The following is a 25,177-nucleotide window of genomic DNA, read 5'->3' on the forward strand; positions in this document are numbered from 1 at the left end:
ATTTGACAGGCATTCTCTGTTTCTATATTTTATGAAGGCTATTTAACGTGGTTAGCTAGCTCTTTTTGGTATTTGGCGTTTGTTTCAATCTTCTCTTTTTGCCATTTCTTGAGAGCTTCTTCGTATTCTTTAGTAGTTACAATATCATTTTGCAACTCTAAACCTTTGAATACAAACGGATCTCCCTTGATACCAACTTGAGAGTAGGCTTTTGTAAACGGCACTGTGCGACTTACGGTTGGAGAACCGCCTGAAGAAGCAACAGGGATGAGAAGGGCGCTATCTGAAACCCAAGCTTGTGCTTTAGCGTATTTTTCATAGCGTTTGTTGAGGTCTGTTGTTTCAGATGCTGCATCATCCAAGAGTTTCTTGTACTCATCAAGTCCAACTTGAGCCATGACTTCTGGATCTTTTCCTTTTGTGATACCCAAGTGTTTAAGGGCAGAACCCTTCTTAGCATCTAGGATATTGAGGTAGGTCGCTGGGTCTTGATAGTCAGGTCCCCAACCAGTTCCGTTCAAGTCATAGTCCTTTTGAGAAGGAACTTTAGCTTGAGAAGTAATGCTCATCTTTTCATTATCAGTCATTTGAAGAACATCGATGACAACATTTTCAGTTCCAAGCGCTGCTTCGACAGATTGTTTGAGGGAGTTGGTCTGCTGTACAGCGATGACATCTGTTTGTTCAACTGGAATATCCAAGTGAATTGGGAAGGTTACGCCCTTGCTTTGCAATTCTGACTTGGCTTTTTCAAAAGCAGCTTTTGCTTTGTCTGGGTTGTAAAGAGTATCTTTACCGTCTGTCAAAGCAACATCTTTCCATTGATCACCATAGGTGACAAGTTGTTCTTGCGCCAATTCTCCAAAGGTCTTTTCACCTACTTGGACATAGTCAAAAGGCACAAGGCTATTACGGATAATCTTGTCTGCACCTTCTTCACCATTCAACTGAGCCGCATAAGAATGACGGTCAAGCGCGAAATTGATGGCTTGACGGAAGTTCTTGTTGAGAAGCGCTTCTTTTGTTGATGTTTTTTGAGCATCATCAGTCTTAGCTGTCTTATTGTAAGATTGACGGTTTACGTTAAATGTAAGATAATAGCTAGTTGCTTCTTGCGGGCTATAGACAATCTTATCTCCGTATTCTTGCTTGGTTGATTCAAAGTTTGAAGAAGTCGGGAAGAGACGAGCTGTTGTGAATGACCCTGATGCAAAGCTACGAATCAATGACTCTTGGTCAGATCCATCATAGAAAGTAAGCTTGATGTGATCAATCTTAACATTATCTTTATCCCAATAGTTTGGATTCTTTTCGTACTCGATAACTGATTTTGAAGTTAGATTCTTCAAGATATATGGGCCGTTGTAGAGAATAGACGACGGTGTTGGTGTTCCATAATCTTTACCTTGAGAATTTAGGAATTCTTCATTAACTGGAAGCATCGGTGCTGTTGTCACCTTAGAATTCCAAAAGCTTTCTGGTTGATTCAAGGTATATTGAACAGTATAATCGTCAACCGCCTTGATTCCTACTGTTGAAAAGTCGTTACTCTCACCACTAACATATTCTGCCAATCCTTTAATAGAATCTTGGATCAGAGTTAGGCCATCTGACTTACCATCAGCAGCATGCTTCAAACCAGTCACAAAGTCTTGAGCCTTGACCTCGGCGTACTCCTCACCTTCAGAAGTATACCATTTCACACCTTTACGAAGCTTATAAGTGTAAGTCAAACCGTCCTGTGAAACTGACCAATCCTCAGCTAGAGATGGAATCAAATTCCCATACTTGTCATTTTCCAAGAGTCCATCTACAACGTTAGCGATAACGTCTGATGTCGAACTTTTACTAGTAACACTATAGTCCAAAGATGATGGATCGATAGCATATACATATGAGAATGATGTCGGAGCGTCAGCTTTTTTCTCAGTCTTACCACAAGCTGCCAAAAGAAGAGCTGCACTCATCGTAATTCCTGCTACTGCGAGCCACTTTTTCGATTTCATTGGTATTCTCCTTTAAAATACTATTTTCACCATTATACCCTATTTTTCCATAAAAGCAAGGGTTTACAGGGTATTTTTTAGAAAATTCAAACAAATATTTTTTAAAGATTTTCCTACACTTATTTTAGAAAAGAGAGTGGGACAGAAATCGGTAATTCGTTAGAATTCGATTTCGTTGTCCCACCTCCGCACAGTTGAGTAGGGCTGTAAAAGCTGATGAAATCAGCGTAGTAGAGCCCACTCAACCACTGCGTCTTGCTCGGTAGTCCAAAGACAATTGAGAGGCTGGCACTTTTGTCCCAGCCTCTTTTAGGTTTATTTGGCTAATTCGATACAGAAGGCATCCCAGGGAGCTAATGTTAGTTGTTCTATTGTAGCTTTGACATCTGTATTTGCAATCAAGACAGATGTGATTGATTCTTCAACTGCGAACTCTTGCTTTTGGTTGGACAAGTTAGCCACAACTAGGAATCGACAGTCGCCATCTTTACGGATGTAAGCAAAGACTTTTTCAGCCGTTTCAAGGAGTTCAAAATCAGCTCTCACCAACCAGCTATTTTCCTTACGAATGTTTACCAATTTTTGATAAGTATAGAAAATAGAATCTGGGTTTTCCAGTGCTTCCTGAACGTTGATTGCTTCGTAGTTTGGATTAACAGCCAACCAAGGTTGTCCGTCTGAGAAACCAGCATTTTTTGTCTCATCCCACTGCATTGGGGTACGCGCATTGTCACGTCCAATCACACGAATGCTATCCATAATTTGCTCTAGCGGTACACCTTGTTCTAGCGCTTCTTTGGCATAGTTGATAGATTCAATATCTTCTACTTGGTCCAGTGTTTCAAATGGATAGTTAGTCATCCCAATCTCCTCACCTTGGTAGATATAAGGAGTCCCTCTCATGAGATGAAGCAAGATTGCAAAGGCTTTGGCGGATTTTTCACGGTATTCTCGGTCATTTCCCCAGATAGAGACGATGCGTGGAAGGTCATGGTTATTCCAGAAAAGGGAATTCCAGCCATCCTCAACTCCTAATTCTGTCTGCCACTTGTTGAAAATCTCTTTTAATTTCCCTACATTTAGCTCTTTTTGGTAGTGCCACTTAGGTTGTCCTTCCTGATACTGAAGACAGATATGTTCAAATTGGAAGACCATAGACAACTCTTGACCTTCTGGATTCGAATATTTCTTGGCCTCTTCTGGATTTGCTCCCCAAGTCTCCCCTACTGTCAAAAGGTCTTTGCCACCGAAAGTAGCCTGATTCATTTCCTTGAGGTAGGGATGAAGCATGGGACCATTGTTGACAACCTTCTCGTCAGGTATCTTCCCAATCATGTCAATAACGTCCATACGAAATCCACCGATCCCTTTATCAATCCAGAAATTCATCATTTCATAGATTTTTTGGCGTAGTTCTTCATTTTCCCAGTTAAGGTCTGGTTGTTTCTTACTGAAAAAGTGCAGGTAATATTGACCAGCCTTTTCGTCATATTGCCAGGCAGAACCACTGAAAATTGACTCCAATTCGTTAGGTTCATCACGCCAGATATAGTAGTCTCGTTCGGGACTTTGAGGATTTTCACGCGCTTCAATAAACCAAGCATGTTCATCTGAGGTATGATTAACCACCAAGTCCATGATGATACGGATATCACGCTTCTTAGCTTCCGCAATCAGCTCATCCATATCTTCCATGGTTCCAAAGATAGCCGCGATATCTTGATAATTGGCAATATCATAACCATTGTCATCCATGGGGCTATCATAGACTGGAGAAAGCCAGATCGCTGTGATCCCTAACTTAGCTAGATAGTCTAGCTTACTGGTAATCCCAGGTAAATCACCAATCCCATCTCCATTGCTATCCTTAAAACTTTTTGGATAGACCTGATAAACAACTGCATTGTGCCACCATTTTTCTTGCATCTTTTTACCTCTATTTAAAATTGACTTTACTCCATCATAGACCTTTTATCAAAATTATGCAAGCGTTTGCTTTATCTTTTTTTCTCACTTTTGCGACTCTCTAGTTTCTAATCTTCCATTTTTTTTATATAATAGAGCTCAGAGGTAAAAAAATGAAAAAACAAGCTTTTAGTTCTGAACAATATTTGAATCTACAACGCGACCATATCTTGGAGCGCATCAACCAATTTGACGGCAAACTCTATTTAGAGTTTGGGGGTAAGATGTTGGAAGATTTCCACGCTGCTCGTGTCCTTCCTGGATATGAACCAGATAACAAAATCAAACTCTTACAAGAATTGAAGGAGCAAGTTGAGGTTGTTATCGCTATTAACGCTAGCAATATCGAGCACTCAAAAGCTCGTGGAGACTTGGGCATTTCTTATGACCAAGAAGTGCTTCGTTTGATTGATAAATTCAATGAACTCGGTATCTTTGTTGGTTCAGTTGTCATTACTCAATATGCTGGCCAACCGGCAGCGGATGCCTTCCGTAATCAATTAGAGAAAAATGGTATCGACTCTTATCTTCACTACCCTATCAAGGGGTATCCGACAGATATGGATCACATCATTTCTCCTGAAGGTATGGGGAAAAACGACTATATCAAAACTAGCCGTAACTTGATTGTCGTGACTGCTCCTGGGCCTGGTTCAGGTAAGTTGGCAACTTGTATGTCTAATATGTACCACGACCAAATCAATGGTATCAAGTCTGGTTATGCCAAATTTGAAACCTTCCCAGTTTGGAATCTCCCACTTCATCATCCAGTCAACTTAGCTTATGAAGCTGCCACAGCAGACCTAGATGATGTCAACATGATTGACCCATTCCATCTCCAAACTTATGGAGAAACCACGGTCAACTACAACCGTGATATCGAGATTTTCCCTGTTCTTAAGCGCATGCTAGAACGTATCTTGGGTGAATCTCCATATGCATCTCCAACTGACATGGGTGTCAATATGGTTGGTTTTGCAATCACTGATAACGACGCTGCCATTGAAGCATCAAAACAGGAAATTATCCGTCGCTATTACCAGACAGTTCTTGACTTCAAAGCTGAGAAGGTTGGAGAAACTGCTGTGAAGAAGATTGAGCTTCTCATGAATGACCTGGGTATCACACCTGCTGACCGAAAGGTTGCTGTTGCCGCACGTCAAAAAGCAGAAGAAACAGGTGGACCCGCTCTAGCACTTGAATTACCTTCTGGTGAAATCGTCACAGGTAAGAACTCAGAACTCTTTGGCCCTACAGCAGCTGCATTGATCAATGCTATCAAGATGTCCGCTAACATTGATGCTGAAACAAAATTAATTGAACCAGAAGTTGTGAAACCAATTCAAGGTTTGAAAATCAATCACTTGGGTAGCCGTAACCCTCGACTTCATTCTAACGAGATCCTCATCGCCCTTGCTATCACAGCAATGCAGAATTCTGATGCAGATCATGCCATGAAAAAACTCGGAAATCTCAAAGGAAGCGAAGCTCACTCTACGATTATCCTAACAGACGAAGACAAAAATGTTCTTCGTAAACTAGGAATCAATGTAACCTTTGATCCTTACTACCAATACGATCGTTTGTATCGCAAGTAAAATACGACACTCACTCCTCTAAGAGTTGGATCCTTATCGTCCAGCTCTTAGAGTTTTTTTATAGCTTGCAAGTCTTTCACAAGCATATCTTTCAAAAAGAATTCTCATTTTAATAGAAACTGATACTCAATGAAAATCAAAAAGCAAACTAGGAAACTAGCCGCAGGTTGCTCAAAGCACTGCTTTGAGGTTGTAGATGAAACTGACGAAGTCAGCTCAAAACACTGTTTTGAGGTTGTAGATGAAACTGACGAAGTCAGCTCAAAACACTGTTTTGAAGTTGTGGATAGAACTGACGAAGTCAGCTCAAAGCACTGTTTTGAAGTTGTGAATAGAACTGACGAAGTCAGTAACCATACCTACGGCAAGGCTACGTTGACGCGGTTTGAAGAGATTTTCGAAGAGTATGAATCAATCCTCTTCAATCTTGACTTGAACTACCTTGGCTGAGGTTGATCCATTTTCTCTACAATATCAACTTGGTGTAATAAGACTGACTGCGTCACTCTTATCTAAAACCTCAAAGCTATGCTTGGAGACATCTACACAAGAGAACTAGTTTGGTCATTGATTTTCATTGAAGATACAAAAAAAGTGAACAAGACAGCATTCTGTTTTTCAGAAAACTATCTAGTTCACTTTTGCTTATGATTTAAACTTTTAGTTTATTCTACTGTTACTGACTTGGCAAGGTTACGTGGTTTGTCCACATCGAGTCCACGGTGTAGGGTTGCAAAGTAAGCGACCAATTGCGTTGGTACGACCATTGAGATTGGTGATAGGTAAGGGTGTACGGTCGTAAGAACGATATCGTCTGTATCTTTGGCAACATTTTCTTCTGCAATGGTGAGAACCTTAGCTCCACGTGCTGCCACTTCTTGAATATTTCCGCGAGTGTGGTTTGCAAGAACTGGGTCTGACAAGAGGGCCAAGACAGGTGTTCCTTCTTCAATCAAGGCAATAGTTCCGTGCTTGAGCTCTCCAGCCGCAAAACCTTCACACTGGATGTAAGAAATCTCTTTGAGTTTGAGACTAGCTTCCATAGCTACATAGTAATCTTGACCTCGTCCGATGTAAAAGGCATTGCGTGTTGTTTCAAGAAGATCACGGACTTTTGCGTCGATCGTTTCTTTCTCTGAAAGAGTTGATTCGATAGACTGAGCCACGATAGACAATTCATGAACCAAATCAAAGGCTTTGGCTTTTTCATTGCCATTTGCTTCACCAACCGCTTTTGCAAGGAAGGCAAGGGCTGCGATTTGGGCTGTATAAGCCTTAGTTGACGCTACGGCAATTTCAGGACCTGCATGAAGCAACATAGTATGGTTGGCTTCACGTGACAGAGTTGAACCTGGAACGTTTGTCACTGTTAAGCTTGGAATTCCCATTTCATTGGCCTTAACCAAAACCTGACGGCTATCAGCTGTTTCACCAGATTGGCTGATAAATATGAAGAGTGTTTTCTTGCTGAGAAGTGGCATACCATATCCCCACTCAGAGGAGATACCAAGTTCAACTGGCGTATCTGTCAATTCTTCCAACATCTTCTTAGAAGCAAATCCTGCATGGTAAGAAGTCCCAGCTGCTAGAATGTAGATGCGATCTGCGTCTTGAACAGCCTTGATAATAGCTGGATCAACCACTACTTGACCAGCCTCATCTGTGTAGGCTTGGATCAACTTACGCATCACCGTTGGTTGTTCATCAATTTCCTTAAGCATGTAGTAAGGGTATGTTCCCTTACCGATATCTGATAAATCAAGCTCTGCAGTGTAGCTAGCACGCTCACGACGATTGCCATCATAATCTTGAACTTCCACGCTATCAGCCTTGACGATTACCAACTCTTGATCATGAATTTCCATATATTGGTTGGTCTCACGAATCATAGCCATAGCATCTGAGCAGACCATGTTATAGCCTTCCCCAAGACCAATCAAAAGTGGTGATTTATTTTTCGCCACATATATGACCTCAGGATCTTGTGAGTCAACCAAGGCGAAGGCATAAGAACCACGGATAATGTGAAGAGCTTTTTTAAAGGCTTCAAGAACTGAGAGACCTTCTTCTGCAAATTTCCCAATCAAATGAACAGCGATTTCTGTATCTGTTTGTCCCTTGAAGTTGTGTCCTGCAAGGTATTCTTCCTTGATTTCAAGGTAGTTTTCAATCACCCCGTTGTGCACCAAGACAAAACGTCCTGTCTCAGAGCGGTGGGGGTGAGCATTATCTTCTGTTGGTTTTCCGTGAGTCGCCCAACGAGTATGTCCGATACCAGTTGTTCCCTCAACCCCAGCTGTCTTGGCAGACAATTCTGCAATACGACCAACTGCTTTTACCAAATGGTTTTCAGCACCACCTAGAACAAAAATTCCAGCCGAATCATAGCCACGGTATTCGAGTTTTTCAAGTCCTTGAATCAAAATATCAGTTGCATTTGTGTTTCCAACAACACCAACAATTCCACACATAGTATATACGACACAGGCTAGCTGTGCTTTCCCCTTAAAATTGGTATAGTCTAATTCTTCTTTTATAGAATCAGCAAAAACAGTATATACTTGTTTCTTTTACTTGTCAAGAATAAAAATTGGTATAGCGTGATTCTGCCGATTCTATCTACTAAAAATCTATCATATTTCGCCTAAAGCAAGTATTTAAAAAGGGCTCTACTGCCCTTAACAACTACTATTTTGTAGCAAGTTTTTCTGCTTCTACTACTTCTTGAAATGTTTTTTGATAATTTACTTTAATCGTCATTGTCATGTGAGAGTCCTCGTTTCTTTTTGATGAACCTAGTATAAAATCCCTTCCTAAAACATATCTTATATTTTCCTTAGAAAAAACTAAAAGTAACTTTTGACTCAATGAAAACGAAAGAGAAAATTAGAAAGCTAGTCACAGTTTTCTCAAAGCACTGTTCTCAGTTTACCAGATAGACTAAGACCTTGTTTGAAGTGATGTTTAAGTTTATATATTCCGTAAATCAAATCAACATAAGCATTTTTCTAAATCCCTTAGCTACGAATCCCCACTCAAAAAGAGCGTTATCGCTCTTTTACTTAGTATTTAGGAGAAGGTGCTTGCTCCTGTTGAAACGTTTTTTGGTAATTTACTTTAATCGTCATTGTCATGTGAGAGTCCTCGTTTCTTTTTGATGAACCTAGTATAAAATCCCTTCCTAAAACATAGCTTATATTTTCCTTAGAAAAAACTAAAAGTAACTTTCGACTCAATGAAAACGAAAGAGCAAACTAGAAAGCTAGTCACAGCTTTCTCAAAGCACTGCTTTCAGTTTACCAGATAGACTAAGACCTCGTTTGGAACGATGTTTAAGGTTATACATTCAATGAATAATTTATCAGAATCTCTTACCTGAGAATTCCCAGACAAAAAGAGCGTTATCGCTCTTTTACTTAGTATTTAGGAGAAGGTGCTTGCTCCTGTTGAAACGTTTTTTGATAATTTACTTTAATTGTCATTGTCATGTGAGAGTCCTCGTTTCTTTTTGATGACTCAAGTATAGATAACAATCCTAAAAGCAAACTTAAGATTTTCTTAGAGAAAGCTTATACTCAATGAAAATCAAAGAGCAAACTAGGAAGCTAGCCGCAGGTTGCTCAAAACACCGTTTTGAGGTTGTGGATAGAACTGACGAAGTCAGTAACACATATACGGCAAGGCGACGTTGACGTGTTTTGAAGAGATTTTTGAAGAGTATTAATCTAAATGTTCTTTCTTTTCTAGATTTAAGGCAATCATATGCCACTCTGGATCCTCCTGCCAGTTAGACAGTGAACTGATATAACTAGCTACCTTACGTGCTTCCTCAAGAATCGGGAAATCCTCGATAATATCAGCTACTTGAAACTCTGGTAGACCTGACTGTCTGGTTCCAAAAATTTCACCCGAACCACGCATTTTCAAATCTTCCTCTGCAAGGACAAAGCCATTGGTCGTTTCCGTCATGATGCGCATGCGGTCTTTTCCAGAGTCAGTCTTAGGATTGGCAACGAGAACTGCATAGGACTGCTTCTCCCCACGACCGACACGACCTCTGAGCTGATGAAGCTGACTAAGTCCGAAACGGTCAGCATCCATGATAATCATGACGGTCGCATTTGGCACATTGACCCCAACCTCGATAACCGTTGTCGAAACCAGAATATCAGTCTTTCTATCTTTGAACTCCTGCATAATCTGGTCTTTTTCATCGCTCTTCATCTTCCCATGCAAGAGAGCAACTTTTGCTTTTTCTGCAAAATGAGCCGTCAACTCTTCCGATAAAGCGATAGCATTTTTCAAATCCAAGGCTTCAGATTCTTCAATCAAAGGAGAAATAACATAGGCTTGAGACCCTTTTTGAATTTCTCCTTCCAACCAAGTCAAAACCTGTGGCAGTTGCTCATGCTTGATCCAACGTGTCACAATCGGTTTACGTCCAGCTGGCATCTGGTCAATAATGGAAACATCCATATCTCCAAAGGCTGTGATGGCTAAGGTTCGTGGAATGGGAGTTGCCGTCATCATGAGGACATCTGGATTTTCTCCTTTTTCACGTAAAATACGTCTTTGTCCGACTCCAAATCGGTGTTGTTCATCGATGATGATCAAACCGAGTTTAGCATAGTCTACCCCATCTTGAATCAGAGCATGAGTTCCGATAATCACATCGACCTGGCCCTTAGCAATAGTTTCCAAGACCTTGCGTTTTTCTGCAGCTTTCAATGAACCTGTTAGGAGTGCTAGTTTCAAATCAGGAAAGAGACTTTCTAGACTTTCAAAATGTTGCTCTGCAAGAATCTCTGTTGGAACCATGAGAGCGGCCTGATAACCAGCCATTACGGCTGCGTACATCGCTAGACCTGCTACCACTGTTTTCCCACTACCAACATCCCCTTGCAATAGTCGATTCATGTGATGGTCCGACTTCATATCTGTTAGGATTTCTTGCAGGCTTTTTTCTTGGGCTTGTGTCAAAGCAAAGGGTAACTTTTCTTTAACCGCAGTTAGTTTTTCTTGCGACCAATTCAGGACCAATCCACTTCCATCAACCTTATTTTCAGACTTGAGGGTCTGTAATTGCATTTGGAAATAGAAAAGTTCCTCAAACTTGATTCGACGGAGAGCCTGCTTGTATTCTGCCAAATCCTTAGGAAAATGCATAGCACGAACAGCCTGACAGCGAGACATGAGTTTGTATTTGTCTAGCAAGGACTGAGGGAGATTTTCCTCTATCAAGAGATCTAGCCCCTGATCAAAGGCGGTTTTAATGATCTTAACAAGACTTGCTTGACTAACTCCTTGTGCGAGACGATAGACAGGTTGAAGGTCGTCCTCCACTTGAGCTAAAACCTTCATCCCTGTAAGACTAGCCTTGGCGCGATCCCACTTACCAAAAACGGCTAGAGTCGCTCCTAGCTCAATCTTGTCAGCCAGGTAGGGTTGGTTAAAGAAGTTCACTGAAAACACAACTTCTCCCTGCTTGAGACTAAAGCGTAGACGATTGCGCTTAAAACCATAATACTGAACACTAACTGGTGTCACTACCTGACCAGATAGGACAGCCTTTTCACCATCTTCTAGTTCTAGCACCTGCTTGGTCTTAAAATCTTCATAACGGAAAGGAAAGTAGAGCAAGAGATCTTGCAGGTTTTCGATTCCTAGTTTGGCATATTTTTCTGCTGACTTTGGTCCCACGCCAGGCAAGACATGCAAGGGTTGGTGTAAATTCATGCTCCTCTCCTTTCCTTTTTTCTTTTAATGATATTCTCTCGGAACTCGATCACTAAGGAGGCAAACCACCTCATAATTGATGGTTCCTCGGTAAACTGCTACATCTGTTGCAGTAATTTCTTTATCACCGTCTGCACCAATCAAGATAACTTTTGTCCCCAATGGATAAAGCTTAGGCAAACGAATAGTGATTTGATCCATGGATACACGCCCTACGATAGGGCACAATTGTCCATCCACCAGAACTGGGAAATTCTGCATATCTCGTGTCCAACCATCTGCATAACCGATTGGCAAAGTGGCAATGACTTGCTCACCGTCTGCTTGATAAGTTGCTCCGTAACCCATACAAGCACCAGCCTCTACTGTTTTGATATGAACGATGGCTGTTTCCAAAGTTAAGGCTGGTTTTAGTTCATAAGGCAATTCTAAAACTTGTCCGCTTGGATTGAGACCATACATGGAATCTCCCATGCGAACCGCATTGAAAATCGTTTCCGAATGCCATAGAGTCGTTGCTGAGTTACTCGCATGGACTAGTTCTGGTACTTCTTGCAAGTCAGCTAGGATTCCCTTAAAGCATTCTAACTGTTGATTAAAGTAACTATCCAACTCTTCATCAGCAGTTGCAAAGTGGGTAAAGATTCCCTCAACATTTGCTCCATGTTTCTTGAGTAAAGCTTGGGCTTGTGACGCCTCGCTTGCACTTCTAAAACCAATTCGTCCCATACCTGAATCAATTTTAAGGTGAACGGTTAAGCCTGATAAATATGAATCAGTAGCAAGGAGATTCTCAATCCATTCCAATCCAGCCACTGTCAAGGTAATAGCATAGTCCTTAGCCAATGAAAGAGATTCAACCTCAGATACTCCCAAAATGAGAATCTTCTTAGAAATTCCTGCTTGACGAAGCTCGATGGCTTCATCGATATTAGAAACGCAAAAACCATCGACATCATCCTGAATAGCTGTTGCAACAGCTACCGCTCCGTGGCCGTATGCATTGGCTTTCACAACCGCCCATTTAAGAGTATCTTTAGGAATGTGCTCTCCCATTTGTTGGATATTGTAGCGGATAGCACCCAGATCGATGAGGGCCTTGGTTGGTCTATGTGGACTAGTTTTCATAATTTTCCTCCAAAATAACACTAGCTGTCACAAACTGATCTGTATGGCTGATCGATAGCCACACTTTCCCTGAAAACGGGGATTTGCTGAAGTAGGGAGCCCCTCTTTCATTGTTCAAAACTTCCAAGTCCTGAAAACCTAATTTCCCAATTCCCGTTCCCATAGCCTTTGAGAAAGCCTCTTTTGCTGACCAACGCCCAGCCAAATACTCGATCTGCCTACGACCTTTGAGACTGGCAAAGCGCTCCATTTCCTTGTCTGTCAAGACACGCCGTGCAAATCCTTCTCTTTTTTCAACTGCATTTTGTATAGAAGCTAATGCTTCGATATCAATTCCGTGTCCAACTATCATTTTCGTCAAAAGGAGCTGAGATACCCCCAACTCCAGCCTTTTCACTTATTTTGTTAAGGTAGTATAGATTTCTTCTACCAGGGCTACTGTATTTTCCCATCCTAGACATGGGTCTGTAATAGAGCAACCAAAGATTTCTGGTTGATTTTGGCGACCATCTGCTAAGTAGGATTCAATCATGAAACCTCGAACTGTTTTCTTAATCTTTTCATTCCAGTCACGGTTGAGCAGAGCTTGGCGAACAATTCGAACTTGCTCCATATATTGCTTCCCTGAATTATCATGGTTGGTATCAATCATGATAAAGGGATTTTCAAGCCCCATAGACTCGTAACGCCCGATAGCATTTAAGAGAGTTTCATAGTAGAAGTTTGGTTCATTTTTCCCATATTCATTCATAGCTCCACGAAGGATAACGTGAGCTAGGGGATTACCTGAAGTCTCAACTTCTTGTCCATGGTAAAGAAATGTTTGCTTGTTTTGTGCAGCATAGATGGCATTAAACATAACAGACAGATTTCCAGAGGTTGGATTTTTCATACCCACTGGTGCATCAATCCCTGAAGCTACAAAACGATGTTCCTGATCTTCTACTGAACGCGCACCCACTGCATGGTAGCTCACCAAGTCATCAACCAAGACTAGATTGGATGGATAAAGCATTTCATCCGCTGTGGTTAATCCAGTTTCTGTAATAACTCGATAATGAAGCTGACGAACAGCCTGCAAACCATTAATCAAACTTGGTGCTTTAGAAGTATCTGGCTGATGAACTAACCCCTTGTAGCCATCTCCATTGGTACGAGGTTTAGCTGTGTATACACGCATGACCATGAAAATCTTATCCGCAACTTTTTTCTGCAAGTCTGCCAAACGGCGAGCATACTCAAGGACTGCTTCTTCATTGTCAGACGAACAAGGTCCAATGACCAAAAGAATACGGTCATCCTTACCAGATAGAATATCAGCCAGTTCTTGGTCTCGGCTTTCCTTATGTTGCAAGGCTTCTGCAGATAATTGCGTTTCCGCCTTAATCGCTTCAATATCGATTTCTTGACCTTTTTCAATAAATGCCATACTATTCTCCTAGTCTTTGGTAGATTTCACGAACAAGAGACTCAGTATTTTCCCATCCTAGACATGGATCGGTGATAGATTTCCCAAAGACCTCTGGTTCATTTTGACGACCGTCTTCTAGATAAGACTCAATCATGAAACCACGAACATATTTTTTAATCTTTTCATTCCAATCGCGGTTAATCAAGGTCTGACGAACAATGCGAATCTGATCCATATACTGCTTGCCTGAGTTATCATGGTTGGTATCAATGATGATAAATGGATTTTCAAGGCCCATCTTTTCATACTGGGCAATGGTATCCATCAAATTATCATAGTAATAGTTCGGAATGTTTTTCCCGTATTCATTGAGAGCACCACGGAGAATGGCATGCGATAGAGGATTTCCAGTCGTTTCAACTTCTTTCCCTAGGAAAAGGAAACTTTGTTTGTTTTGAGCCGCATAAATACCGTTGAACATGACATTGAGATTTCCAGACGTTGGATTTTTAAAACCTGTCGCAAAATCTGCTCCACTAGCTACAAAACGGTGTTGTTGATCTTCAACCGAACGAGCTCCAACCGCCATATAAGAAATCAAATCATCTACCAAGGGAAGGTTTTCTGGGTACAACATCTCATCCGCTGTCGTCATTCCTGTTTCAGAAATAACACGGTAATGCAGGTGACGAACCGCCTTGATCCCATTGATGAGACTAGGTGCTTCTTTGGCATTTGGTTGGTGAATCAAGCCCTTATAGCCATCACCATTAGTACGTGGTTTAGCAGTGTAGACACGCATGACCATAAAGACGCGGTCTTTTACTTCTTCTTGCAGTTTTGCCAAACGCTTGGCATACTCAAGAACTGCTTCTTCATTGTCAGACGAACACGGACCAATCACTAACAAAATGCGTTGATCTTCACCACGAATAATCGCTTCAAGTTCTTGATCGCGTTGTTGTTTATTGGCAAGTGCTTGTCCTTCTAATTTAGACAAACTACGAACTTCTTCAATATTAATTTTAGGGCTTTTGGCTGTAAATACCATGATTCATCCTCCTTATAAAGCAAACGGACGCCAAGCGAAAATTCACTTTTCACTAGGCATCCGCCTGAAAATTAGTCATTCTTAACGTCGTTTACCATGACAGTTTTTAAATTTCTTACCAGAACCACATGGACACAAGTCATTACGCTTCACTTGGCTAAGATCCAAATCTGCAGGAAGCTCAGTCTGTTGTGCAGCAATATTACGAGCCGCTGTCGTACTGATATGACGCTCTGCTTGTGGACGCTCTTGTTCATGAATTTGTGCTTTCATCATCAAACGAGTCACATCAAACTCAATGGAACCAATCATATCATTAAACATACGGAAACCTTCTGCTTGATACTCAACGACAGGGTTGTTTTGTGCATAACCACGAAGGCCAACAGCATTACGCAACTGATCAAGAGCATCGATATGGTCTGTCCACTTGTTGTCTACAACACGTAGGATCAAGACTTTTTGGAATTCTTTAACAGCTTCCTCATCTCGAAGCTTAGCAACTTGGCTATCGTAGACTTGCAAGGCACGTTGGTAAAGTTCATCTTTGATTGCTTGGTCTGACAAACCTTCTAGGTCTGAAAGTGAAATTGAATCTTCTGGAAGCAAGTTGTATCTTGCAAAATTCAAGATAGCTTCTAGTTTTTCATCTTGTTTAGCACGCGCATGATTATCAACAACACGATTAATAGTGCGTTTAATCATTGCATGAATCTCAGGAGCCAAATCGCGATCAGCAGTGATGACATCGTAACGTTGTGAGTAGATAATCTCACGTTGCTCACGCATGACATCATCGTATTGAAGGACTTGTTTACGTGTGTCGTAGTTGTTTCCTTCAACACGTTTTTGTGCTGCTTCAACCTGACGTGTCAACATACGAGATTTGATTGCTTCGTCTGACATATTGAGACGTTCAAAGACACCCTTCAAGCGCTCTGAACCGAAACGTTTCATCAAATCATCTTCAAGAGAAAGGTAGAATTGAGATTCCCCTGGGTCCCCTTGACGTCCTGAACGTCCACGAAGCTGGTTATCGATACGACGACTTTCATGGCGTTCTGTACCAATGACACAAAGTCCACCAAGTTCACGAACACCTTCACCAAGCTTAATATCAGTACCACGACCGGCCATGTTGGTCGCGATTGTAACTGCACCACGTTGGCCAGCATTCATGATGATTTGAGCTTCTTTGTAGTGGTTTTTGGCATTCAATACTTCGTGAGGAACACCTGCAGCTACCAATTTTTTAGAAATATAATCACTGGTTTCAACAGCAACAGTACCTACCAAGACTGGTTGACCTTTTTGGTAGCGAGCTTTTACATCTTCAACAACAGCCTTAAATTTAGCTTCAAGACTAGCATAAAGTACGTCTGGATGGTCAATACGTTGAACTGGACGGTTTGTTGGGATTGGAATAACACGAATATTATAGATTTCGCGGAACTCCTCTTCCTCTGTCTTACCAGTACCTGTCATCCCTGACAATTTCTTATACATACGGAAGAGGTTTTGGTAGGTAATAGAAGCTGAAGTCTTGGTTTCATCTTGGATTGGCACACCTTCTTTTGCTTCAATAGCTTGGTGCAAACCATCAGAATAACGACGACCTTCCATGGTACGACCGGTAAATTGGTCGACAATCAAGATTTCCTGCTCTTCGCTGACCACATAGTCAATATCAAGAATCATGATGTAGTTAGCACGAAGGGCATTGTCTATAAAGTGAGTCAAGGCTACGTTTTCGATATCGTAGAGATTTTCTAGTTTGAAGTAGCTTTCAGCCTTGTCAATACCAGAATCAGATAGACCAATTGTCTTAGACTGAATATCAATGATATAGTCATCCTTATCCAAAGACTTCACAAAATGGTCAGCCATATGGTAGAGTTGGCTGGTTTCAACTGCATTGGCTCCTGAAACGATCAAAGGAGTACGAGCTTCGTCGATCAAGATTGAGTCAACCTCATCGACCAAGGCGTAGTTGAGTGGACGTTGAACCATATTTTCGGCACGAACGACCATGTTATCACGAAGATAATCGAAACCAATCTCTGAGTTTGTTGAATAAGTGATATCACACTCATAAGCTTCTTTTTTCTCCATTGGAGATTTGGCTGCCAAGTTAATCCCAACTGACAAGCCGAGCCATGAGTACAACTCACCCATCTCAGTCGCGTCACGTTCAGAAAGGTATTCATTGACCGTAACTACGTGAACCCCTTTGCCTGAAAGAGCATTGAGGTATACAGGCATCGTCGCTGTCAAGGTTTTACCTTCACCCGTACGCATCTCAGGAACGTCACCATGGTGAAGAACGATACCACCCATAACCTGAACCTTATATGGGAAGAGACCAAGGACACGCTTAGCTCCCTCGCGTACAACAGCAAACGCCTCATACAAAAGTTGGTCAAGAGTCTCACCATTTTGGTAGCGTTGTTTGAATTCTTCTGTTTTTGCTTGCAATTGCTCGTCAGTTAACACAGCCATTTCATCTTCATATTTTAGGACTTTGTCCGCCATCTTTTCCAGACGACGAATCTCTCCTTTATCATTTTCGATAATTGTTTTTAGTAAATTTGCCATTTTTTTCCTTACTTTAAATTCTGAATATTTTAGAATGTTCTTTTTATTGTAGCATATTTGCCCAATTTTTTCAAGAAATATTCCGTTTTCCCTTAGGACGAAAAAAGGGCTAACCAAGGTGATTAGTTCCCTTAAAATTCCTATTCCGAGGCTAGTTTTCTTCATTAATGCTTCTAGCTAGTTTTTCCATGAAAAATTGACCATCATTTTCTATCAGATACAAGTTTGCCTATTTCTTTCAAGGAAGACTGGATTTTTTCTTTTCCAATCGCAGCTTATTCATAAATTTTAGACAAGCATAGATTTTCCAGTCATTGACTAAGGATAAAAGGACTAAAAGTAGCCAGATCATCCATCTAGCAAGATCCCTTGGTTCTTGTAAAATAAAGTTAAATAAGACTAGCGAAAAAAGAGTGAAAACTAGACTAAACAAGGCTGCTAGAGGCATATAAAACCAATAAAAATAGTAAAAGACAGAAAAGTACTTACTTCCTGGCTGTACCTTCCCTTGCCAACGAAAAAAGTAGAAGTAGGGTGCCAAAATCAAGAATTTTAATAGTTTTTCCATCTCCTTACCTCTCCAACGCGTTCCTTATTTTATTATAGCAAAAAATCTGGAAATATCCTTCCAGATTCTGCTTTTTTATTTACGTTTTCTTGCGATTAGGTGAATAGGTGTTCCTTCAAAGACAAAGGCCTTGCGGATTTGATTTTCCAAGAAACGCAAGTAAGAAAAGTGCATGAGCTCTTCTTCGTTGACAAAGATGACAAAGGTTGGTGGTTTAGTTGCCACTTGGGTCGCATAGAAAATCTTGAGACGTTTTCCTTTGTCTGTCGGTGTTGGGTTGATGGCGATAGCATCCATAATCACATCATTCAAGACAGCTGATGGAATACGGGTATTTTGACTCTCGCTGATTTGCTTAATCATCTCAGGCAACTTGTGGAGACGTTGCTTGGTTAAAGCTGATACAAAGATAATCGGTGCGTAAGGCAAATATTGGAACTGCTCACGGATATCCTCTTCCCAGTTTTTCATGGTGTGGTTATCTTTTTCAAGGGTATCCCACTTATTGACCACGATAATCATTCCTTTACCAGCTTCGTGGGCAAATCCAGCGATACGCTTGTCATACTCACGAATACCTTCCTCGGCATTGAGGACCATCAAAACTACATCTGAACGGTCAATAGCACGCATAGCACGCATAACCGAGTATTTCTCAGTATTTTCATAGACTTTACCTGACTTACGCATACCAGCCGTATCAATCATGGTAAACTCTTGGCCGTCAGCATCTGTAAAGTGGGTATCAATGGCATCACGAGTGGTACCAGCGACAGGGCTGGCAATGACGCGATCTTCTCCCAAAATAGCATTAATCAAGCTAGATTTTCCAACATTTGGACGACCAATCAAGCTGAATTTAATGACATCTGGATTTTCTTCTTCAACTTCATGTGGGAGGTTTTCCACAATAGCATCCAGCACATCCCCTGTCCCGATACCGTGAACAGATGAGATTGGTAGAGGTTCGCCCAATCCAAGAGCATAGAAATCATAGATATCATTTCGCATCTCTGGATTGTCAACCTTGTTAACGGCTAAGATGACTGGTTTATGAGTTTTATAAAGTTTACGGGCAACGTATTCGTCCGCATCTGTAATTCCTTCTTTACCAGACACGACAAAGACGATAACATCTGCTTCTTCCATGGCAATTTCTGCCTGGTGCTTGATTTGTTCCATGAAAGGCGCATCGACATCATCGATCCCTCCAGTATCAATCATACTGAAAGAACGATTGAGCCACTCACCTGTGGCATAGATACGATCTCGCGTTACACCTTCAACATCTTCTACGATTGAGATGCGTTCTCCCGCGATACGGTTAAATAGGGTTGATTTCCCAACATTGGGACGTCCCACAATGGCAACAGTTGGTAAGGCCATGTTTTCTCACTTTCTACAATAACTTCTTCTGCTCAAGATTTTCTCGAGTCGAGCTTGGTTCTGGATTGCCGAATTGCTCTGCCAAACGTTGACTCCAAGTTGTAGTCGCACGCGCACCTGCATATTCAGTCTGTACACGGTCATAGGCTTCAATTGCCTCAGTTGACTGTTCTTGGTATTCTTCCTCAAACACCACCTGATTCAATGGCAAGCGAGGTTTGACTTCATGTTCCTCATTTGGCACACCGAGTGCAATCCCAAAGACTGGATAGGTATAGTCAGGAAGCTTGAACAATTCTGCTAACTCAACAGACTTGTAACGCACTAAACCGATAATCACTCCACCATAGCCTAAGCTTTCTGCCGCAAGCAAGGCATTTTGTCCAGCTAGAGCTGCATCTACTGAAGTGATGAGGAGTCCTTCCACCCCTTGAGGTTGGAAAATATCCGTATGAAGACGGGCCCCTTTTTCTGCACGATTTAGGTCCCCAACAAAGAGGAGAAAGGCTGCAGACTGGCGAATCGCTTCTTGAGGAACTAACTCAAATAAGGCATCCTTCTTTTCTTGACTTCTGACTACAATCACAGAATAGGATTGGAAATTTTTCCAAGAAGAAGCCATTTGTCCTGCAGACAAAATGGTATTTAAATCTTCTTGGGGAATCTCTTGCTCCTTAAATCTACGCACTGAAGTATGAGCCTTCATTAATTTGATTGTTTCTGTCATCGGCGATTTTCTCCTTCAAGTCTGGTTTCCTCTGCTAAATAACGAATGCGTTCCATGACGCGTCTAGCTTCCCAGGTTTCGTCATTTCCATTTTTCCCTTTAGCGAAATGCAGCTCCAAATCTTCAAAATTGAAGTTGGAGGTGAAAAAGGTCGGTAAATCTTCCTGCATGCGATATTGGAGAATGACCTGCAGGATCTCGTCACGCACCCAAGCTGTTGATTGCTCGGCACCAATATCATCTAAAATCAAGACTTCAGCCAGCTTAATCTCGTCCACCAAGGTCTTAACATTGCCATCACCGATGGCATTTTTGACATCGATGACAAAACTAGGATAGTGGAGGAGAGTTGATGAAACACCACGTTTTTCTGACAAATCATGGGCTAGGGCAGCCACCATGAAACTTTTACCCACACCAAAGTCTCCATATAAGTACAGACCTTTCAAATTATTGGGGTAATCGTTAACAAATTTTATCATTCTATTTAGAACAGTTAAACGCCGAACATCATCACGATAAACATCTAAAAAACTGACATTTTTCAGGCTAGATGGAAAATTAATTAAGTTGAGACGTTTCTTGATGGCAGCTTCTTTTTCTGCCGCGATTAACTCTGGAGTTTCTTCATAAGAAACATCCGCATAGCCATGATTCATGACTAGGATAGGCTTGTAGCCACGCGCGATATAATCTGTATCTCCTCGGAGGAACTTATCTCTCTCAGTGATGTATTGGTTAAACTTGGAAATACTACGGTTTAACTCCTCCTGACTGAGGGATTCTTTCTGGATAAAGGCCGCAACATCAGGATCCTTCACTATTTGCTGGACTAAATCCTGATACTGAAATCGGCTTGGTTGACGTTTGAGTACATCTCCGACACTTTCCATCTAATCACCTCCGTTATCTAATTTTGCTAATAATTCTAGGGTTTGGCGTTCCATTTCTTCTAATTCCTCAGCGGATGACGTATTCTTATATTCAGGATTGCTCCATTTAGGCACATTGGTTTTTGCTGGGGCAGTCTGATTCTGCTTTTGCGTTTTTGCTTTTTGGCCACGTTCACGAATACGGAGGACAGCTTCCTCGGCACTACGGATATTTTGATAGGCGTAGTCATTAGCCACCTTCATGGCGTATTTTTCATTGATATTGGCCGAATCAACCTTATTAAAGGTCAGGAGCAGGATAACATTGATCACTTCATCCAGCAAACCCAAGGCTGCCATCTGCTGGAGCAGGTCCCGTTCAGTCTGGGTAATACTTCCCTTGCGGGTCTGCTTAATCTCAGCAAGGAACTGCAAGGCTGTCTTTTTCTTAGCCTCTCGGATAATGGTTGCTTCCTTGGGACTAAAGTCAGAAGTCACAGGCTTTTGCGCTATCTTTTCACGGATGCGTTTGACAGAAATCACTTGCGACACTGCTGTCGCTTTGGCTACTTGATAAGTCTCAAACCAGGTCCACTTCTGCTCATCAGCTATTGCAAACAAGGCCAAAACATCCGAAGTTTCATCTTGAAAACGAAGACCATCGCGAGCCATAAGCTGACGAAAATGCTCCAAATCAAAATCATCTGCTGCTGGCTGACTGCTAGAGGTTTCTTGACTCGCAGACTCAGATAACTGAGGAAAGATTTGACTCAAGGCCACCGAGATCGGTTCCCCTTCAACACTTTCCTGTCTCATGGCTGCTACCGCACTATCCCCAATCATTTTTTCTAATAAGGTCCGATAAACTGTATGTTGTAAAAATTCTTGAGTTGATAAGGGAGAATGGAGTAACAAGTTATAGGCCTCCCCCTGCTGATAGAGGGTCACCAATTTCATGGCTGTCAGAGTTTTAAAAGCCTTTAAAAGGGTATCCATCCCAAAATTGAGATGATTGAGCATGGCTGCAAAGAGATGTTCTTTTTGACCACCATCCCAAAAAGTCACAGCATAAAGATAGAGGCTCAGCGCCTCCTGACCGATAATCGGGAGGTAGCACTGCACCATTGATGAGGTATCTTGCGACACCCGATTGTTCTTTACAAAAGAAAAACGGTCATTTGGCTTCATTTATTTTTCCTTTTTCTTTTTCTTTTTAGAGGATTGTGTGATCTGCTGGAGTAGGCTTTCAAGCTCACTCACATCCTTAAAGCTACGGTAAACGCTGGCAAAACGGACATAAGTAATCTCATCTAACTCTGCCAACTCTTCCATAACCAAAGAGCCAATAACCTCACTCTGAATTTCATTTTCATTGCGACTACGGAGTTTTTGTTCGATGCGATTGACCACCATGCCAATTTCATCACTAGACACTGGACGTTTCTGGGCTGAACGAATAATCCCGTTAAAGATCTTATCTCTTGAAAATTGTTCCCGTGTACCATCTTTTTTGACCACAACTAGTGTTCTCTCTTCAACACGTTCATAGGTTGTAAAACGATGCTGACACTCTTCACACTCACGTCTTCTTCTGATTGTATTTCCTTCTTCAGCCTGGCGACTATCGATCACACTTGATTTTGTAGCGCCACATTTTGGACAACGCATGCCTTTCCCTCCTTGTCGTTTTCTTTTCATTATACCATTTTTTAAGAGATTCCCAAAATAATTCTCCTTTTGGCTTGACAAGTTTTTTGTTTTGTTGTATTATTGAATTAACACAAAGGTAAACAGAAAGGAGATCGTGATGTCTTGGACATTTGATAACAATAAACCCATTTATTTGCAGATTATGGAGAAAATCAAATTGCAGATTATTTCCCATAAACTCGAGCCCAATCAACAGCTTCCAACCGTTAGAGAATTGGCTAGCGAGGCAGGTGTCAATCCCAACACCATCCAGCGCGCCCTATCGGACTTGGAGAGAGAAGGCTTCGTCTATACCAAGCGGACATCTGGACGCTTTGTCACAGAGGATTTGGACTTGATCCTCCAATCCCGTAAGCAACTGTCAGAAGAACAGCTGCAACAGTTTGTAACAGGCATGGTAGAATTCGGCTATGAAAAAGAAGAACTACCGACTGTTTTGAGAGATTATATTGAAGGAGTTTAAACTATGACCTTGTTAGCATTTGAAAATGTGTCAAAATCCTATGGAGCAAGCCCTGCTCTTACAAATGTTTCCCTTGAAATTCCAGCTGGAAAAATCGTTGGCCTCCTTGGACCAAACGGTTCTGGAAAAACAACCTTGATTAAACTAATCAACGGCTTGCTACAACCAGAGGAAGGACGTATCCTTATCAATGACATGGAACCAAGCCCAGCAACTAAAGCGATTGTTTCTTATCTCCCTGATACGACCTACCTCAACGAACAGATGAAGGTCAAAGAAGCTCTCACTTATTTCAAGACCTTCTACCAAGATTTTAATCTAGAACGTGCTCAAGGTCTTCTTCGTGACCTTGGCATCGATGAGAACAGCCGTTTCAAGAAACTCTCAAAAGGGAACAAAGAAAAGGTTCAGTTGATTCTTGTCATGAGTCGTGATGCTCGTCTATATGTGCTTGATGAACCAATCGGGGGTGTCGACCCAGCAGCTCGTGACTATATCTTGAACACCATCATCAACAACTACTCTCCAACTTCGACTGTCTTGATTTCAACTCACTTGATTTCAGACATCGAACCAATCTTGGATGAGATTGTTTTCCTCAAGGATGGAAAAGTCGTCCGTCAAGGAAATGTTGATGATATTCGCTATGAGTCTGGAGAGTCTATCGACCAACTCTTCCGTCATGAGTTCAAAGCCTAGATAAAGGAGATTATTATGTTTTGGAATTTAGTTCGTTATGAATTTAAAAATGTTAACAAATGGTATTTAGCCCTCTATGGTGCTGTACTGGTACTTTCTGCTCTTATCGGAATTCAAGCAAGGACTTACAACGATATTCCTATCAAAGAAAGTCAACCTATTCTACTTATTTTTCTAGCACTCGTGTTTGGTGGCTTGATGATTACGCTTGGGATTTCAACCTTGATTTTGATCATCCGTCGCTTCAAGGGTAGTGTCTATGATCGACAAGGTTATCTGACTTTGACCTTGCCAGTTTCCGAACACCAGATTATCATGGCCAAACTCTTGGGGGCCTTCATTTGGTCTCTGATCAGTTCAGCAGTCTTGGTTCTGAGCATTTATATCATTCTTGTGATAATTGAGCCTAATTCTGTTAATTTCCTTGCTTTCAAAGACTTGTTCCAACAGTACCTAGACAGTATCGGCTTATATCTAATTTCATTCATCCTTGGCACAATTTCAGGAATCCTCTGCATCTACTTGGCAATCTCCATCGGACAACTTTTCAATGAATACCGCACAGCACTCGCAGTTTTAGCCTACATTGTTATCCAGATCGTGCTCGGTTTTGTCGGTCTAAACCTTCGCATAGATACTAATTTCAATATGATGCTTACTTATGAAATCTTCAAAGACCTAATCCTTATCGCAGTCTTCTATCTCGGAAACTACTACATCTTGAAAAACAAGGTTAATCTTCAGTAATCATTCAGAGGCTAGTTAAAAACTTAATTTTATAGTGGATTGAACTTAGAGTAGCACGTCATGGATTCTAAAACATTTTTAAAAATTAATTTGACTTTCCTAACCTCTTTGTTCATATCTTATTTCAATCAACTATAGTAAAAAATGAAATAGATCTGTCTATGATCAAACGCATATTATCGGCTCTATAATATTTGTAGTGGGTAAATCCCCTATAGATATTATGGAACCTATTTTTGTGTAGAAAACATACTAAGATTAGTAGTGAGAAAATCTCCGACGGGAGAGAGTACTCAATACTTTTTCTTTATGTTAAAGTAGAGGTGTCTTGTAAAGTCGTAGGGCTCTTTGGCGCTAGACGTCGCTTGACAAACTGGCAAGACACCTATTTTAGGTGGAATTTGATCAAAGTATGTGGGACGCTAGACGTCGCGTATTGAAAATAAAATCACTAAAACACGGAATTATTCAAGACAAAAGAGGTAATATCATGCGTACAGTATTTGGGATTGATG

Annotated in this window: 19 protein-coding genes; 5 read left to right on the forward strand and 14 right to left on the reverse strand. The window is 41.3% G+C overall.

Annotation, left to right across the window (positions count from 1 at the left end):
- Window positions 1-38: 38 nt before the first annotated feature.
- Together GEZ89_RS05310 and GEZ89_RS05320 are read right to left on the reverse strand one after the other, a co-directional pair.
- A complete protein-coding gene (locus GEZ89_RS05310) occupies window positions 39-2,006 on the reverse strand; it encodes a peptide ABC transporter substrate-binding protein (RefSeq protein WP_153225237.1) in 1,968 nt (655 codons plus the stop codon).
- A gap of 315 nt (window positions 2,007-2,321) precedes the next feature.
- On the reverse strand, window positions 2,322-3,932 hold the full coding sequence (locus tag GEZ89_RS05320; protein WP_153225238.1) for a glycoside hydrolase family 13 protein: 1,611 nt from the start codon (window positions 3,930-3,932) through the stop codon (window positions 2,322-2,324).
- Between the two features lie 152 nt (window positions 3,933-4,084).
- Between GEZ89_RS05320 and GEZ89_RS05325 the strand changes: the two genes are divergently transcribed.
- Together GEZ89_RS05325 and GEZ89_RS09700 are read left to right on the forward strand one after the other, a co-directional pair.
- Entirely contained in the window at window positions 4,085-5,569 is a 1,485-nt protein-coding gene (locus GEZ89_RS05325) for a DUF1846 domain-containing protein (RefSeq protein WP_153225239.1), read from the forward strand.
- 129 nt (window positions 5,570-5,698) lie between these two features.
- Complete coding sequence (locus GEZ89_RS09700) at window positions 5,699-6,019, forward strand: hypothetical protein (RefSeq protein ID WP_228113868.1); 321 nt, start codon at window positions 5,699-5,701, stop codon at window positions 6,017-6,019.
- A gap of 215 nt (window positions 6,020-6,234) precedes the next feature.
- On the opposite strand, the gene glmS is transcribed toward GEZ89_RS09700, so the two are convergent.
- From glmS to nrdR, 12 genes are all read right to left on the reverse strand, one after another.
- A complete protein-coding gene (glmS, locus tag GEZ89_RS05335; protein WP_153225240.1) occupies window positions 6,235-8,040 on the reverse strand; it encodes a glutamine--fructose-6-phosphate transaminase (isomerizing) in 1,806 nt (601 codons plus the stop codon).
- Window positions 8,041-9,289: 1,249 nt separating this feature from the next.
- Window positions 9,290-11,305 carry an ATP-dependent DNA helicase RecG gene (recG, locus tag GEZ89_RS05340; protein WP_153225241.1) on the reverse strand — a complete coding sequence of 672 codons (2,016 nt, stop codon included), beginning with the start codon at window positions 11,303-11,305 and terminating at the stop codon, window positions 9,290-9,292.
- 24 nt (window positions 11,306-11,329) lie between these two features.
- Entirely contained in the window at window positions 11,330-12,433 is a 1,104-nt protein-coding gene (gene alr / locus GEZ89_RS05345; protein WP_153225242.1) for an alanine racemase, read from the reverse strand.
- A complete protein-coding gene (acpS, locus tag GEZ89_RS05350; protein WP_153225249.1) occupies window positions 12,423-12,785 on the reverse strand; it encodes a holo-ACP synthase in 363 nt (120 codons plus the stop codon). The genes alr and acpS overlap by 11 nt, the downstream gene beginning before the upstream one ends.
- A 45-nt stretch (window positions 12,786-12,830) precedes the next feature.
- Window positions 12,831-13,862 carry a 3-deoxy-7-phosphoheptulonate synthase gene (locus tag GEZ89_RS05355; RefSeq protein WP_075228792.1) on the reverse strand — a complete coding sequence of 344 codons (1,032 nt, stop codon included), beginning with the start codon at window positions 13,860-13,862 and terminating at the stop codon, window positions 12,831-12,833.
- Window position 13,863: 1 nt separating this feature from the next.
- Window positions 13,864-14,895 carry a 3-deoxy-7-phosphoheptulonate synthase gene (locus GEZ89_RS05360; RefSeq protein WP_045762820.1) on the reverse strand — a complete coding sequence of 344 codons (1,032 nt, stop codon included), beginning with the start codon at window positions 14,893-14,895 and terminating at the stop codon, window positions 13,864-13,866.
- A gap of 81 nt (window positions 14,896-14,976) precedes the next feature.
- Window positions 14,977-17,490, reverse strand: coding sequence for a preprotein translocase subunit SecA (gene secA / locus GEZ89_RS05365; protein WP_153225243.1), 2,514 nt, complete (start codon window positions 17,488-17,490; stop codon window positions 14,977-14,979).
- 643 nt (window positions 17,491-18,133) lie between these two features.
- A complete protein-coding gene (gene der, locus GEZ89_RS05370) occupies window positions 18,134-19,444 on the reverse strand; it encodes a ribosome biogenesis GTPase Der (RefSeq protein WP_045762664.1) in 1,311 nt (436 codons plus the stop codon).
- Between the two features lie 13 nt (window positions 19,445-19,457).
- Complete coding sequence (locus GEZ89_RS05375; protein ID WP_153225244.1) at window positions 19,458-20,171, reverse strand: NADPH-dependent oxidoreductase; 714 nt, start codon at window positions 20,169-20,171, stop codon at window positions 19,458-19,460.
- Window positions 20,168-21,064, reverse strand: a complete 897-nt coding sequence (gene dnaI / locus GEZ89_RS05380) for a primosomal protein DnaI (protein ID WP_075231814.1) — start codon at window positions 21,062-21,064, stop codon at window positions 20,168-20,170. The genes GEZ89_RS05375 and dnaI overlap by 4 nt, the downstream gene beginning before the upstream one ends.
- On the reverse strand, window positions 21,065-22,231 hold the full coding sequence (locus tag GEZ89_RS05385; protein ID WP_075231815.1) for a DnaD domain protein: 1,167 nt from the start codon (window positions 22,229-22,231) through the stop codon (window positions 21,065-21,067).
- The gene (nrdR, locus tag GEZ89_RS05390; RefSeq protein WP_075231816.1) at window positions 22,232-22,711 is read right to left on the reverse strand and encodes a transcriptional regulator NrdR; all 480 of its coding nucleotides are present in this window, start codon (window positions 22,709-22,711) and stop codon (window positions 22,232-22,234) included.
- A 139-nt stretch (window positions 22,712-22,850) separates the two neighbouring features.
- Here nrdR and GEZ89_RS05395 point away from each other — a divergent pair, with 139 nt between their 5' ends.
- The 3 genes from GEZ89_RS05395 to GEZ89_RS05405 are packed head-to-tail and all read left to right on the forward strand — an operon-like array spanning window position 22,851 to window position 24,662.
- Window positions 22,851-23,216 carry a GntR family transcriptional regulator gene (locus GEZ89_RS05395; RefSeq protein WP_000119157.1) on the forward strand — a complete coding sequence of 122 codons (366 nt, stop codon included), beginning with the start codon at window positions 22,851-22,853 and terminating at the stop codon, window positions 23,214-23,216.
- A 3-nt stretch (window positions 23,217-23,219) separates the two neighbouring features.
- Window positions 23,220-23,915: an ABC transporter ATP-binding protein gene (locus tag GEZ89_RS05400; RefSeq protein ID WP_153225245.1), complete on the forward strand. Its 696-nt coding sequence runs from the start codon at window positions 23,220-23,222 to the stop codon at window positions 23,913-23,915.
- Between the two features lie 15 nt (window positions 23,916-23,930).
- A complete protein-coding gene (locus GEZ89_RS05405; RefSeq protein WP_153225246.1) occupies window positions 23,931-24,662 on the forward strand; it encodes a hypothetical protein in 732 nt (243 codons plus the stop codon).
- Window positions 24,663-25,177 lie beyond the last annotated feature (515 nt).

The sequence above is a fragment of the Streptococcus mitis genome (assembly GCF_009496285.1).
Lineage (GTDB): Bacteria > Bacillota > Bacilli > Lactobacillales > Streptococcaceae > Streptococcus > Streptococcus mitis_BP.

What these genes read in the sequence shown, in the direction of transcription:
- acpS (WP_153225249.1), bottom strand. Translation starts at nt 12,785, where the DNA reads ATGATAGTTGGACACGGAATTGATATCGAAGCATTAGCTTCTATACAA.
- GEZ89_RS05385 (WP_075231815.1), bottom strand. Translation starts at nt 22,231, where the DNA reads ATGAAGCCAAATGACCGTTTTTCTTTTGTAAAGAACAATCGGGTGTCG.
- GEZ89_RS05360 (WP_045762820.1), bottom strand. Translation starts at nt 14,895, where the DNA reads ATGGTATTTACAGCCAAAAGCCCTAAAATTAATATTGAAGAAGTTCGT.
- GEZ89_RS05320 (WP_153225238.1), bottom strand. Translation starts at nt 3,932, where the DNA reads ATGCAAGAAAAATGGTGGCACAATGCAGTTGTTTATCAGGTCTATCCA.
- glmS (WP_153225240.1), bottom strand. Translation starts at nt 8,040, where the DNA reads ATGTGTGGAATTGTTGGTGTTGTTGGAAACACAAATGCAACTGATATT.
- nrdR (WP_075231816.1), bottom strand. Translation starts at nt 22,711, where the DNA reads ATGCGTTGTCCAAAATGTGGCGCTACAAAATCAAGTGTGATCGATAGT.
- GEZ89_RS05325 (WP_153225239.1), top strand. Translation starts at nt 4,085, where the DNA reads ATGAAAAAACAAGCTTTTAGTTCTGAACAATATTTGAATCTACAACGC.
- GEZ89_RS05375 (WP_153225244.1), bottom strand. Translation starts at nt 20,171, where the DNA reads ATGACAGAAACAATCAAATTAATGAAGGCTCATACTTCAGTGCGTAGA.
- der (WP_045762664.1), bottom strand. Translation starts at nt 19,444, where the DNA reads ATGGCCTTACCAACTGTTGCCATTGTGGGACGTCCCAATGTTGGGAAA.
- alr (WP_153225242.1), bottom strand. Translation starts at nt 12,433, where the DNA reads ATGAAAACTAGTCCACATAGACCAACCAAGGCCCTCATCGATCTGGGT.
- dnaI (WP_075231814.1), bottom strand. Translation starts at nt 21,064, where the DNA reads ATGGAAAGTGTCGGAGATGTACTCAAACGTCAACCAAGCCGATTTCAG.
- secA (WP_153225243.1), bottom strand. Translation starts at nt 17,490, where the DNA reads ATGGCAAATTTACTAAAAACAATTATCGAAAATGATAAAGGAGAGATT.
- GEZ89_RS05405 (WP_153225246.1), top strand. Translation starts at nt 23,931, where the DNA reads ATGTTTTGGAATTTAGTTCGTTATGAATTTAAAAATGTTAACAAATGG.
- recG (WP_153225241.1), bottom strand. Translation starts at nt 11,305, where the DNA reads ATGAATTTACACCAACCCTTGCATGTCTTGCCTGGCGTGGGACCAAAG.
- GEZ89_RS09700 (WP_228113868.1), top strand. Translation starts at nt 5,699, where the DNA reads ATGAAAATCAAAAAGCAAACTAGGAAACTAGCCGCAGGTTGCTCAAAG.
- GEZ89_RS05355 (WP_075228792.1), bottom strand. Translation starts at nt 13,862, where the DNA reads ATGGCATTTATTGAAAAAGGTCAAGAAATCGATATTGAAGCGATTAAG.
- GEZ89_RS05310 (WP_153225237.1), bottom strand. Translation starts at nt 2,006, where the DNA reads ATGAAATCGAAAAAGTGGCTCGCAGTAGCAGGAATTACGATGAGTGCA.
- GEZ89_RS05400 (WP_153225245.1), top strand. Translation starts at nt 23,220, where the DNA reads ATGACCTTGTTAGCATTTGAAAATGTGTCAAAATCCTATGGAGCAAGC.
- GEZ89_RS05395 (WP_000119157.1), top strand. Translation starts at nt 22,851, where the DNA reads ATGTCTTGGACATTTGATAACAATAAACCCATTTATTTGCAGATTATG.